This window comes from Chitinophaga niabensis (genome assembly GCF_900129465.1).
Taxonomy (GTDB): domain Bacteria; phylum Bacteroidota; class Bacteroidia; order Chitinophagales; family Chitinophagaceae; genus Chitinophaga; species Chitinophaga niabensis.
Window position 1 is genome coordinate 2,602,402 of sequence record NZ_FSRA01000002.1, and the last position, 13,361, is coordinate 2,615,762.

At 45.3% G+C, this 13,361-nt stretch carries 8 protein-coding genes; 1 reads left to right on the forward strand and 7 read right to left on the reverse strand.

The annotated features are described in order from the left end of the window. Nucleotides 1-37 precede the first annotated feature (37 nt). On the forward strand, nt 38-1,690 hold the full coding sequence (locus BUR42_RS27985) for a L,D-transpeptidase family protein (RefSeq protein WP_074242826.1): 1,653 nt from the start codon (nt 38-40) through the stop codon (nt 1,688-1,690). Between the two features lie 192 nt (nt 1,691-1,882). Here BUR42_RS27985 and BUR42_RS27990 read toward each other — a convergent pair whose 3' ends face one another. From BUR42_RS27990 to BUR42_RS28020, 7 genes are all read right to left on the reverse strand, one after another. Then, the gene (locus BUR42_RS27990) at nt 1,883-2,536 is read right to left on the reverse strand and encodes an NADPH-dependent F420 reductase (protein ID WP_074242827.1); all 654 of its coding nucleotides are present in this window, start codon (nt 2,534-2,536) and stop codon (nt 1,883-1,885) included. Between the two features lie 97 nt (nt 2,537-2,633). Further along, nucleotides 2,634-3,251 carry a Crp/Fnr family transcriptional regulator gene (locus BUR42_RS27995; protein WP_074242828.1) on the reverse strand — a complete coding sequence of 206 codons (618 nt, stop codon included), beginning with the start codon at nt 3,249-3,251 and terminating at the stop codon, nt 2,634-2,636. A 9-nt stretch (nt 3,252-3,260) separates the two neighbouring features. After that, nucleotides 3,261-3,857 (reverse strand): class I SAM-dependent methyltransferase, encoded by a 597-nt coding sequence (locus BUR42_RS28000; RefSeq protein ID WP_234979818.1) that lies wholly within the window; start codon nt 3,855-3,857, stop codon nt 3,261-3,263. 67 nt (nt 3,858-3,924) lie between these two features. After that, nucleotides 3,925-6,975, reverse strand: coding sequence for a T9SS type A sorting domain-containing protein (locus BUR42_RS28005; RefSeq protein ID WP_074242830.1), 3,051 nt, complete (start codon nt 6,973-6,975; stop codon nt 3,925-3,927). A gap of 150 nt (nt 6,976-7,125) precedes the next feature. After that, nucleotides 7,126-8,634: a RagB/SusD family nutrient uptake outer membrane protein gene (locus BUR42_RS28010; RefSeq protein WP_074242831.1), complete on the reverse strand. Its 1,509-nt coding sequence runs from the start codon at nt 8,632-8,634 to the stop codon at nt 7,126-7,128. A 17-nt stretch (nt 8,635-8,651) separates the two neighbouring features. Continuing rightward, nucleotides 8,652-11,894, reverse strand: a complete 3,243-nt coding sequence (locus BUR42_RS28015; RefSeq protein ID WP_074242832.1) for a SusC/RagA family TonB-linked outer membrane protein — start codon at nt 11,892-11,894, stop codon at nt 8,652-8,654. Between the two features lie 213 nt (nt 11,895-12,107). Beyond that, a complete protein-coding gene (locus tag BUR42_RS28020; RefSeq protein WP_074242833.1) occupies nt 12,108-13,238 on the reverse strand; it encodes a redoxin domain-containing protein in 1,131 nt (376 codons plus the stop codon). Between the last annotated feature and the right edge of the window lie 123 nt (nt 13,239-13,361).

Here is a 13,361-nt window from a genome sequence, read left to right on the forward strand (position 1 = left end):
CAACACAGTTTTTGCAATTTATCCTACTTTAGCTGTGATGAAGTATCTTTCGAAGGGCTGGATATTACTCCTCATCTTAGCAGTAGCCGCCTGTGGCCGTAAAAAGGGGCAACCCCGGCAACAGGAGATCGTAAAAGACCTGCGGCAGCTGGATGAAGTGGTGCCAGAGCAAATAGCAGAGCGACTGGAATATATTGCAGGCAACGATGGGGCTATGGAGGACAGTATAGCTGTTTTCCGCCTCTCCGCCCTCCAATACGTTTACCAGCAGAACAATGGAGCCGCAAAATGGTCCAAAGACGGCAGAGCGAATGCCGCGGTGTCTTCTATGTTGCAGCTCATCAACACGGCCGATGATTACGGCCTGGTAAAAGCCCATTACCATGCAGATCCCCTCCGCACCTCATCAGCACGATTAAAGAACGAAAAACGGGATGCCGCCCTCTGGGCAAAAATGGATGTATTCCTAACAGATGCATTCCTTAGGATGGCTTACCAGTTACATTACGGTATTGCTCCCCGGGATAGCATCACCCTCCGCAAAGATTCCCTTCTTTCTGATACGGTACTGGCTGGTCTTTTACAGGAAGCCCTTTCAAGAGGGAATGTAACGTCTGTGCTTGCACAGCAGGAACCTATCCACCCTGGTTATACTGCTCTCAAAGAAGGCATACAATTATATAAACAACATTACGGCAACCGCCACTGGGATACCTTGCCACAGGCATACACAGATACACTGCAGTTTCGGCATCAGTTAGGTCTGCGCTTATTACAAAGCGGGCACCTGGATACTACGGGTGTAGGATTAACAGATTCCCTCGCACTGAGAAAAGCCGTAAAAGCATTCCAGAATGAATTCAATATCTACCCGGATGGCGTGGCCGGAAAACGTACTATCCAGGTACTCAATAAACAGCCGGAAGACTGGCTCCTGCAAGCCGCCATCAACTTAGACCGCTGGCGCAAACTACCGGATACTTTGCCGCTGCGTTACCTGATGGTAAATATCCCTGCCTTCCGTTTAAACGTATACGAAAATGGTGATTCGGCTGTAGAATCCCGCGTGATAGTAGGTAATCCCCGTACACGCACACCCGTATTGAATTCCGTAATGACCAACTTTGTGTTGTATCCTTACTGGCGGGTGCCCTACAGCATTGTGTTCAAGGAAATGCTGCCACAGATCAGGAAAAATGTAAACTACCTCGCAGAAAAGAACCTGGAAGTGGTAGATCATCAGGGCAATGTGATCAGCCCCGATTCCATTAACTGGTCTAAACTTGGAAGGAATTACTTCCCTTATGTGTTACGGCAGATGGATGGCCTGGATAATTCCCTCGGCATCATGAAGTTCAACTTCAGCAACAAGTTCAGCGTATACCTCCACGACACCAATAACCGGAGCCTTTTCAGCAATTCCAACCGCGCACTCAGCCATGGCTGCGTACGTGTGCAACAATGGGATAGCCTGGCCATGTATATGGTCCGCCATGATCCCAAACCTTATATCCGTGATAGTGTGCGTACCTGGCTGGTGCGTGAGGAAAAGAAACAATACAATCTCACAGAAAGGATCCCCATCTATATCCGTTACTTCACAGCCGAATTGCGTAACCACAAAATGCAGTTCTACGAAGACATTTACGGAGAGGATAAAACACTGATGAAATACTTTACGGCTAAATAAGATATTGGGCCAAACGGCAGCTTATTAATTAAGCTGCCGTTGCGTCGCACATTTGTACGGAGGGAATTCTTTTGAGGAAAGAAGGGCTTTCCTCAAAAAGGAAACATACGCACACGCTGAACTTAGTGGCTGCAGTTCTCAAAAAGGAAAGCTGATCAATAGCGATCAGTTTTCAACCTTTACTTCTATATTTTATAATTTCGATTGTGCCGCTGCAAGGGTCACCGTTTTTCCCAACGCGCCAAATTCATGCAGATCACCAAACACTTCAATACGGATAGATTGGTCCAGACCTCCAATACGAATAGGATCAAAACCGCTGTCTTTAATCAGTTCTTCAACGGTGCCGTTGATACTGCTGTTGTCAGTAGCATAAAACAGCACAGATCGTTCAGGCTGTTGGAAAGCTGCACTCTCCAGGGTGGCAACGCCTAAAGTACCCAAGGCCTTCACCAGTTTCGCATTTTTAGGAAGGATAGCTTTGTTGATCTGGCCGGCGGACTGGTTGGCATCAATAATTTTCTTAAACCCGCCATTGTCGTCCGGAGCAATTGGGTTAGAAGGGTCCACGATTATCTTACCTTCAAATTCAGCAGCATATTTTTCAAGCAGTTCTTTGATAGTATTAAACCAAACAGCCAGAACTATAATATCCGCTTCTTTGATCGCTGCCTGAATGTCCCTTGATTGAGCAAGCGCGCCTAATTCAGCAGCCAGCGCCTGCGATCTCTCTGGTTTACGGTCAGCAATAATTACGGAACGGTTTCCTTTTACGAGATTGGCAGCTACTACCGTACCAATATTTCCTAAACCGATAACTGCAACTTTTGAAATGGACTGTGACATATTTTGTGTTTTTCTGTTGAATAATTTATAATGCAAATTTCCAACAGAAAGGCATGTCCGGCCAATGACCTGGTTTAAGAAATATTCTTGATCTGGTTTAAGATTTTGGCAGTTTTTTGGTTGTTTTCCTGCCTTTGAGCCTGCTCAGGAACTCTGGTGTGATACCCAGGAACGCGGCTATTTGGATCTGTGAGAGCCTGCCTGCCAGATGGGGATAGCTGTCCAGGAACGATTGATAACGTTCTTCAGCCGTTGAACTGATATTTTGCAGTAAGCGCTGTTGCAGCCTTACAAAACTGTTCTCTATTAAAACCCGGAAGATACGGTCAAACTTTGGTGCGGATGTATATAAAGTAATGAGATCATCGCGGCTGATCTGCAGCACAACCGTGTCTTCCACGGCATCAATGTTCAGCGCTGAAGGTTGCAGGCCATGAAAACTTCCCAGGTCACTGATCCAATGATCCTCAATGGCAAATTGCAGTATATGGATGACGCCGTTATCATCTATTTTGTACATCCTTAAACATCCACGAACAACAAAGTTGAAGTGTGTGCAGATCTCGTCCTCCTGCAACACGTATTGCCTTTTCCGGAAAAGACGGTGCTGGAACTTTTCCCGTACAAGGTCCTTTTCCATTTTATTGAGCGGAAGAAGGTCATCAAAATAATTAATTAAGGGTGCTACGGCGTCAGTGAGTGTCTTTTTTGCCATATCTTTATTTTATTTCCTGCATTTGATCAGAAAGAAAGGATAGTTTTCGGTAACCTCAGTGATCTCAAGCAATCCAGCCTGGTCAAACTCCGCATGAATGGATTCCCTGTCGTAAAAGAACATCTTAACACCACCGAACATCTCATAACGGTCCTTGCTTATTAATGTTCCCTGCCCATAGGTCTGCGCTTCCTTTGTAATAACCGTAAATACCATATACCCGCCTTCGGACAGTTGATGATAGCAATCACGGATCAATTTCGCCCTTTCATTACTATCCAGCAGATGTATCAAAGCATAACAAAAGATCCCGTCATACAGGTTATTGTCAAATGGCATATCAGTTACAGACCCATGATGGATCACCATATCCTGGCCATAATGTTTCCTCGCCATTTCAATAGCAGTTTTGGAGATTTCAATCCCCGTTACTTCCATGCCGCTATCCACGAAGATCTTAGCGTTCCGCCCATAGCCAATGCCAGGAATAAGCACCGTACGCACAGCGTGCTGAACAAAAAGATCCTTCGTTAATACAGCAGACTTTGCCGGCTCTAAGCCCCACATTTCCTGTTTTTCGTTAAAAGCTGATTCCCAGAATTCCATCATCAAATATAAAGAAAGCCCTCAGGAAAACATGTTTCCTGAGGGCTTTAATATAACATTGCTCCTCTTAATACTTCACAATCACCCGCAATGCATTACGTGTTCCTTCCAATACATGCAGATAATAAATGCCATCTATTGAAGAACTGATATTGAGGCTTACTTCGAAATATTTAGCATCATTCGGCGTAGCTACAGTAGACAATACAACATTTCCGCGATAGTCAACCACCATAAAAGTATGCGGCCGTGCCGGTGCATTTTCCAGTTTTACTTTGAACTGCCCTGATGTGGGGTTCGGGTACACTGTTGCCCTGATCTCCGGGATCAAGGTGCCAAGCCCTAATACAAGTATTTGTTGTGGAACAGGGGCGGCGGCCTCATAGTTATCATTACCTGCCTGATCAGCCTGGATGGTGATCAAACCTTCATAGTTTAACTTTAACATATTGCCATTGAGGTTCCCATTTCCTGATACAATAGAGAACCCAACCGGTAAACCGGAAGAAGCCGTGGCAGTAAGGTTCACCGTTTGCCCTTTTACTTTTGCAGCAATAGCGCCGAAGTCAATTGTCTGTTGTGCTTTATGCACTATAATAGTTTGCTCAGCAGCAGCCGGATCATAATTCTCATTCCCGGCCTGTATTGCTCTTACAATGATGGTCCCTGCTCCGGTGATCGTTACCAGTGAATCTGCCAATACACCCGGCCCGCTGACTAACTCGAACCTTACCGGTAAACCGGCATCAGAGCTGGCATGCAACACAAAAGCGCTATCCCCGAAAGTCTTCTCAGGCACCGCCTCAAAACTGAGCTCCTGTGAAGCTTTAGCAACGTTTATAGAGATCTCCGCTGTAGCCGGGAAATAATCTGTTGACCCCGCCTGTGTAGCCCTGATCACAATCGTTCCTGCACCTGTAAAATGCAAAGCAGAATCTGTTAATGTACCCGGCCCGGAGATCACTTCTAAAGTAACCGGCAACCCAGATGTACTTACTGCCCCAAAAAGTTCCAATGGTTCATCGCCATAAGTGATGTCCGGCACTTCATTAAAAGATACAGATTGGTGACGGCGCTCAAACAATTCCCACTCTGAAAACTGCGTACCCGTATGCCCATTATTGGCTGTAACATTCAATCTATAATAACGATAAGCGATAGTATTACTATCAACAGAAAATGTTCTCGTCAGCTTTCTCGTAGCAAAGCTTTGATTGATCTGGCTATCGATCAATGCCCAGGTTACGCCGTCGTTAGAACCAACAAGGTTCCAGTTCCTGGGATCACGCTCCGGAACATCATTGCCTGATGTTAAAGTATAACGCGTAACAATCCCCGGCTGCGTAGAAGCATATTGCACCCACAATGCTTTCCTTCCGCTGATATAATATTTGGTACTGGTATTGTTATCTATCAGACTGGTAAAATTCTCAGTAGGTTTGGAAGTATTGGGATATTGCCCTGTAATAACACCACCATTGTCAGTGAGGTCAAGAGAAGCAATAACTGTATCTGCACCATACCGCACCTGAGGTTCCGCAAGGATACTTTGTCCGCGTGCGCGCAATGAATCCCACAGCGGTGCAAGCAGCTGTTTGGGAATGGCAATATTGGCCACCGCAGAATCTCCAAGACGCTCCTGTAACTGTTGCAGGTAAAGACTTCTGGGTATTACATGTGTGCCCCAGCTTTCCCAATACCCATTGCCACTTTGCTTTTTACCGATGTTACCGATGCCCCAGTTCCTCGCACCAAAAGGACTGGACACGAGAATATCGCTCGTGTAGGAATAAGCATTCCAGAACAAGGTCTGTGCGCCAGACCATCCATGCCCTGTTCCTGATGCACCGCGGTTCTGCACCCTGATCTGTCCGCCATAGATATTATCATACAACTGCCCGGTAGACCATCTGTGATGCGGCCCTATATCAGCCTTTGTATTTTCAGAACTGCAATCCAGGAATACATTCGGCCCGGGAACTTTGGAACCGCTCACCAGGTCGTGACGTCCTCCCCAGGTAATGCAACGTTGGTATAAGTTACTGGTAGCATTGCCATCCAGGTTAAAGGAATATTTCCTTCCGCCGGTAGTAATGGATTTTGGATCAATCATTGCACAATCTTCCACCGTATTAAAACGGCTCATATTACTAAGGCTCACCAACCCATTGCCAAAGTACTTGCCGGTCACATGTTTGATCCAGCTGTTTTCCGTACGGGTAAAAACAATTGCATACCAGCCATGGCTTTCATCTTCATCATTCTGAAAATAAGACTCTATCCGCATTTGCTCCAGGCCACATTCACTGATCCTGCCTGTAATATTGGAACGATAAACCTCACCACCACCCAGGGTAGTTTCAATGGGATCTACGATAGGAATGTCAATGGTGATGGTAGATCCGCTAACCGCAGTAATGGTTCGCTCATAAGTAGTTTTATACCCTGAAGCCGTCCATCCATACTGGCGCATATCCAGTGTATCGATCCAGAGATCGTTGGGCGTTTTCTGTACCACTACTTTATCACCTGCATGGAAAGTGTGATTGGCAGCCACATCAAAAGTTTTACTACCGGTAGGCACATAGGAAGAAGTAATGCGGAATTTGCTGCCGCTCACTTCTCCATACCCACTACCGGCACCCTGTACTTTGATGAGGTCATGCTGTGTTTTCTGTGTGGCAATGATCACCGTTCCGTTTACCCCGTTTCCTGCTCCCCGCAGAACAACCCCGCTGGCCTTAATGAAAATGGAGCCTTCCACAGGATATACCCCGGCCTTCAGTAACAACACTCCGCGATGCCCGTTAGCTTGTAAAGGCAATGCAGATACCCTGTCGATCGCTGCCTGGATATGTGCGCGATTATCTCCTTCAACAGGGGAGATACTGTCTGAAACACTCCATACCGGAATGCGGACCCCGCCACCGCGATACCCTGCATTTGAAAAGTCAGGTATCTGGTTGACCGTATCGGTCTGTCCCTGGTTGGCATATTTTTTATAGACCAACCTTCCATTTTCCATGGAAATTAATTGTGCCTGTGTGCTGTGGCTAACAGCGAGCAAAAAGGGCAAGAGAAGCCCGGCCAAAAATCCTTTGAGTGTAGATTTTTTCATAAGTGGAATTTTAATATCCCAAAAAATAGAGATATTATCTCAGCCATGTTAATACCATATTCGCTTCCTGCGATACCATTTTCATAAAGAAAGAAGGCTGCCTCCCATTACAGGAAACAGCCTCTTTTTTCGGCTTTAAAAATAGAAAGGTTAGAAAGGCCTGGTGTCCAAAGGAATACCCCAGTTGGGATTGAATTTCAGGATAACATTAGAGATAGGTAAAATGAAAGTGCCGGAGTTCACCGTTCCTTCAAAACTTTCAGTCCCTATTTTATGTACGATCTTTGTTTTGCTCCATGGTTTGCCTGCCTCGAGCGAAAACCTCTTCAGATCGAGGAAACGTTTAATGGAACCTATTGGCAGTTCACGTCTTCTCTCATCCAGTACTGCCTGTATCACCTGGTCAGCACTTAAACCTGCGTCAGACAACTGAGGCGTACCAGTTTTGTAACGATACCTGCGCAGGGTGTTCAGATCAGCAATGGCCTGTGCTGGTTTATTTGTACGTGCATATCCTTCAGCACGCAGCAGCAATACTTCAGGGTAAGTGATCCCGGATGTGATCTGGCTTTTAGAACCGCGGAAATTCTGCACGCGCGTACCATCATCATAGGTCACCCCATTGAAGGTAGCTTTATAGCCAGGCGCAGGGAGATAGAAATAAGTATAACGAAGATCGTTCTGCTGATCATGTAATGCAATCAGTTCCGCAGAAGGATAAGCACTGCCTGTTCTGCCTGTACCTGCATCTGCACTTCTGAAAAGCAGGATCTCTTTGCTATTGGGTTGTGTGAAGAAATTGTCGCCTGCGTTGATGCCGCTGTTGATCAGGTTGGCAGGGTCTTTCCAGGAAAAAGTATTGTAATCATACAACACTTTATCTTCTCCGCCTGCAATAGCAGCCGTCCAGGCAAGATTGGCATAGTAGGCAACACTGTCGTATTTCTGTGTGAACAAATGGATATTGGCCAGTAATGCATAAGCCGCAGTTTTATTAGGGCGCGATGGATAATTGGTTTTCAACGGAACGTTGGGTAATGCATCATAGAGGTCCTGCAATACACGGGTAAATGTTTCAGCCTGTGTGGAAAGGTCTGGTGCTTTCCCTGCTGCGTCAATACCAGTTACATAAGGAATGGTCTTGGTCTCATTTTTACCTCCCGGCTGATAAACCGGGCCATATACCAAAGTAGTATTGAAATAAGCCCATGCTCTTCCTACCAATGCCTGTGCAATCACTTCCTTGCCATATGTTTCTGTATCTGCTGTAATAGAAGCACGAACACCTTCTATTACATTGTTGAAATAAGCCGCGGCGCGGTAAGTACCCCAATCCCAGAAATAATCAGAGGTGTTGGGATTCTTGAAGGGTTGGCGGAAAATGTATGCGTAATAACGGTCCAGGTTAGGATGGTTATTAGCGAGGTAACTGATCTTGCCCAGGCCTTCGGAAAGTTCCACATTATCTGTAAGGTAGGCCAGCATACAGCCGGTATTATTATCGAGGAAAGTAAATTGAACAATATTCACATTGTCCAGCAGGTGATCAAAGTCCGCAACCGTAGAAGGGATCAGTTTCCCCTTTGGTTTTACATCCAGGTACTTGTCACAGGAGCTGAATAACAGTACAGTTAAAGCAGCAGTATATAAGAATTTCATGATCTCGTATTGGTTGGTTAGAAAGTAAATGATAAACCGGCATACAGTTCAGGCCTTAATGGGAGGGAAGTAAATCCCTGTTCTGTGAAAGCGCCTGTACCACCTGTAGTATTGATCTCAGATATTTCCGGATCAAGCCCCTGGCTGTTAGCTACCACCGTGATGAGGTTCCTGCCCTGAAGGTAAAGTTTCACAGAGCCGAGTCCTGCCCGTTTCACTAAACTCCTGTTCAGCTGATAGGATAATGTAACATCCCTTAACTTCAGGTAATTGGCACTTTCAAGGAAGGTATCGGAATAGGGATAATAGAACATATCCATGTTCCAGGAACTTAACAGCGGATAAATGGTTGTCTTTTCATCTCCTGGTTTACGCCATCTGTTGGCTACATACCGGTTGATGTAATTGGAGCCGGAGAATACATCCTTCCTTAGCACATGACCCAATTTTGCAATGATCATAAAAGACAGGTCAAGATCTTTATAGCGGAAAGAATTGGTAACATTGATCACATGTTTGGGTCGCAGCGTACCACCATATACAAGATCATTCACGGCTACACTTCCACCTACTACTTTTGTTCCCTTTTCTGTATAGAACTGCGCTATACCGTTATTGTCCAAACCTGCAAAACGATAGGCAAAAATGGCATCCAGCGGATAACCTTCTCTTTTGATAGCGCCATTGGTAGCTGTGCTGGTATATTGATAGTTGATATTGTAGGTAAGTACTTTATTCTGATTAAAGCTGTAATTGGCAAATACGTTCCAGGAGAAATCCTTCGTACGGATCACATCTGCATCTATACCTAATTCAATCCCGTTATTTCTTACACGGCCCACATTTTTGGTGAGGGAAGTAAATCCTAAAGAAGGATCGATGGCGTCACTGGCTAACAGGTCCACGCTGTTCTTGAGATAATAGTCTATGGTAAGGTTCACCCGGTTATTCAACAAGGCAATGTCTGTACCGATATTGGTGATCTTTGTTTTCTCCCAACGCAGGGAATTGTTAGGAGGGGAGGAAATACCATAAGAGATATCGCCTGTTAAAGCAGAATAAGAACCCGGGGAAATGATCAGGAAAGGGCCTGAAGTAAGAGAGATATTTCCATTAAAACCATAAGAGCCTCTCAGGTATAATTTATCGATCCAGGAAACATCAAAGAACCTTTCATTGGAAAGTTTATAGGTACCACCCACAGACCATAAAGGTTTGTAGCGGTATTTAGGATCAGTGCCGAAAAAGTTGGTCTGGTCCAGCCGGATACTACCGCTTACAATGAACCGGTTATTATATTCATAGGAACCATTGGCATACCAGGATACAAAACGGTTATCCCTGAAGCCGAAACTACCGATACTGGCAGATGGCCTTCCGCCGGAAAACAGCATATCACTGTTATAGGCACCCGCATTGTAATCCGTATAATTAAAAGTACTGAATATACCAGCCTGGTCATCGTGCCCGAAGCGGGTAGGATAAGCATTATTCTCATAGGTATCTTTACTTATCTCATAACCGCCGATCACAGAGATGCGGTGTTTGCTGAATAATACTTTGTTGTAGTTCAGCTGTGCCCTGAAAGTATAACTTTCATTGATGTTACGTGCCTCATTCAAAAATCCTCCTTCCGGGATGTAATGTTTAGCTGTATTGGTAACAGAAGTGGCATCGTTGAAAGCAGACCTTACACGGAATGCATTCTTTGAATAGGTTTGCCTGCTTACGGTATTTCCCCTTGTCCATGAACCACCTGCATCTCCCGTGAGGCCAGGTAATATGTTCACGCTGATATTACCGCCAAAACGTAATTGCAGGTTTTGTGATTTATCCGTTTCTTCAGCCAGGTCGAGGATGGGATTATACTCAAGGGATTTCAGGCCGGGAATGGCTTTATAGCGGTCTATCTTTTTACCATTCACTGCATCTACTGCCTGGGGCTGACCGGTGGCAGGGTTTACAATAAGATCATATGGTTGCAGGAGAGAAGTGGAAGTATAGCTCACAAATTCTTTCCATGAACGCACAGGTGCCGCAGTTCTGGAATAATTCACATTGGAGAACAGGCTGAAGGAAACATATTTATTAGGTTTCCAGTCATTGCTGATATCCACGATCAACCGTGAATCTTCATTTTGTATGGTGTTGTTCTGATTACCAATAAATTTGATGGCAGCATTTAATCTGCTGGTTTCCGTTCCGGCATTCAGCGAAATGTTATGTTGCTGTACCTGCTGGTTCCTGAAGATATATTTTTCTATCTGCCCTATTCCATCATTCGTTTTCAACTGCGCGATCTCATCATCGGCAGCTTTTGCCGTGATCCATCCCTGCGATTTAGCGATCAGCAGGTAATTCACACGGGAAGTGGCGCCGTAGTTATTATAAGTAGTGAGCAGGCTGTTGGCATTCTGATTGTACAGTTCAATTTCCGCATCAATATAATCAGCAGAATTTGCTCTGTGCAAATAAGACAGTTTAGGTTTCAATACTGTGCCGTAAGATCCCTTATAGCCGATCTGCAAAGAGCCGGCTCGGCCTTTTTTAGTAGTGATCACAATCACGCCATTGGACGATTTGGATCCATAGATTGATGCAGCTACCGCATCTTTTAAGATCGTTAATGTTTCGATATTATCCTGGTTGATGCTTTCCAGGCCGCCAGTGATCTGGAATCCATCCACAACTATCAATGGTTCTTTATTGGCTACAAAAGTAGAAACACCTCTTATTTCAATGGCACCTTCTTTGGTGAGTACTACGCCGGCAGCCTGTCCTTCCAGGTTGGTTTTAAGATCAGGTTTTAGTTTGCCTTCCAGGCGCACCGGGTTCACCACAGAATAGGAGCCTGTAGCACGTTCCCGTGAAATGGTCTGGTAGCCGGTGCTCACCACAGTTACGTCCTGGATATTGCGCACAGCGGCCTGTAAAGTGATAAAGAAAAAGGTCTGATGTTGAACCGCTTGCTGTAAGGGTTTGAACCCAATGCTGGAAATAGCAAGTACAGCATCGGAGGGCACATTGTTGAGTTTGAATTGACCCTTATCGTCTGTAGTAGTGGCCTGTTTGGAACCCTGGATGAGAATGGAGGCCCCGCTGATAAGTGCCCCGTTTGAATCGATCACCTGCCCCCGGATATTGATCCTGGTAGAGTCGTTGGCACTGAGTGTGCAGATGGACAGGAAGAAAAATGAAAGGAGTAGCGGGATGCTCCGCCGCGAAAATATCGCGACGGGCTGGCGTGTAGATCTCGGCATAGTAAAATGATTGGTTGGTTAGATAAATTACGGATTGGGCAATAGGATGACAGGTAACGTTGATGGGCCGTTACAAGTGCTCTATAATTGCAGGTAACATTGGTGGACTGTTACATAAGCGCTCTTCAAAGTAGCGTTGACGGATTGCAGCGTTGGCGCATTGCTACGGGTGTTCTGCAATACAGGATCAGCCTGTTGAATAATTTCTGATCCTTAGTGAATAACTTCCGCGAGCTTTTTGCTCAACTCTTCGCCTCTGAGGTTTTTAGCAATGATCTTTCCTGAAGGGTCCAGCAGGAAGTTCTGGGGAATGGCATTGATCGCATATTGCTGTGCTACGGCATTCTTCCAGAAGGCCAGGTCTGACACCTGTGTCCAGGCCAGTTTATCATCTGCAATAGCTTTCAGCCATTTGTCTTTAGCGCCTGGCTGGTCTAATGATACACCCAGGATGGTGAAGTTTTTATCCTTATATTCATGATACGCTTTCACAACCGCAGGATTCTCCGCACGGCATGGACCGCACCAGGATGCCCAGAAATCAATCAGCAGATATTTACCTCTGAAAGAAGTAAGCTTCACAGGGTTACCAGTCGTATCATTTTGTATAAAGTCCGGTGCTATCTGCCCGATCTGTGTGGCTTTCACTCTTTGGATCCTTTCCAGGTATTTCACCCCATCCACACTGTTTCTTACACTGGCATCCAGTGTATTAAATACAGCCTCTGCCTGTTCAGGATCAAATGCATAACCTGCCCATGACCGTAGTGCGTCCAGCGCTACAAGGGATTTGGGATGTTTGTCAATAAAGGTGCGTAATACTTTTTTCCTTTCATCTCCCAGCTCTTCATAGGAAGTTTTAAAAGCGGCAGCTGCTACAGAATCTTTCCTTTTTTCCGTCGATTGGGAATAATAGTTGTCCGTAAGGGCTCGCTGCTTTGTATTCACAGATTTAAGATCAGCCTCCAGTTGCTGGTTGTCTTTATTCAACTGCGGCCCTTTTACGACAGCATGTTGCAATGAATCTTTACTGTTTACGATGATAGTACCTTTTTCCAGGTAAACAGAAAGAAGGTCGTACTGAGTGTAACCCTTAGGGATAGCAGGATTATAATTGACCCTGATATATCCTTTCACGGGGTTGGCAACATCGCCTTTGAAGCTAAAAGAACCATTGGTAAGAGCAGAGGAATCCAGTTTTTGTGTACCGTCCACTGAATACTGAAGATAGATCTTGGCTGGTGTGTTCAGTTCCCCGATTTTTCCTTTAAGGGTAAATTCCTGTTGTGCGCTCGCCAGCACCGGGAGCAATAGCAGTGCCGGTAGAAAAGATGTCGTTTTCATGATAGAGATTTGAAAAAATGGTTGGTTTGTTCCTGGTGGCAGTACAAAGATATAAAAGGGATATTAATCTACCAAACTAGTAGACTAATAAGTTTGGGTTGAGCAGGGAGATCTTATAGTCCT

Bases quoted from the DNA above. Each gene is read 5' to 3' on its own strand.
- BUR42_RS27985 (WP_074242826.1), top strand. From the start codon at position 38: ATGAAGTATCTTTCGAAGGGCTGGATATTACTCCTCATCTTAGCAGTA.
- BUR42_RS27990 (WP_074242827.1), bottom strand. From the start codon at position 2,536: ATGTCACAGTCCATTTCAAAAGTTGCAGTTATCGGTTTAGGAAATATT.
- BUR42_RS27995 (WP_074242828.1), bottom strand. From the start codon at position 3,251: ATGGCAAAAAAGACACTCACTGACGCCGTAGCACCCTTAATTAATTAT.
- BUR42_RS28000 (WP_234979818.1), bottom strand. From the start codon at position 3,857: ATGGAATTCTGGGAATCAGCTTTTAACGAAAAACAGGAAATGTGGGGC.
- BUR42_RS28005 (WP_074242830.1), bottom strand. From the start codon at position 6,975: ATGAAAAAATCTACACTCAAAGGATTTTTGGCCGGGCTTCTCTTGCCC.
- BUR42_RS28010 (WP_074242831.1), bottom strand. From the start codon at position 8,634: ATGAAATTCTTATATACTGCTGCTTTAACTGTACTGTTATTCAGCTCC.
- BUR42_RS28015 (WP_074242832.1), bottom strand. From the start codon at position 11,894: ATGCCGAGATCTACACGCCAGCCCGTCGCGATATTTTCGCGGCGGAGC.
- BUR42_RS28020 (WP_074242833.1), bottom strand. From the start codon at position 13,238: ATGAAAACGACATCTTTTCTACCGGCACTGCTATTGCTCCCGGTGCTG.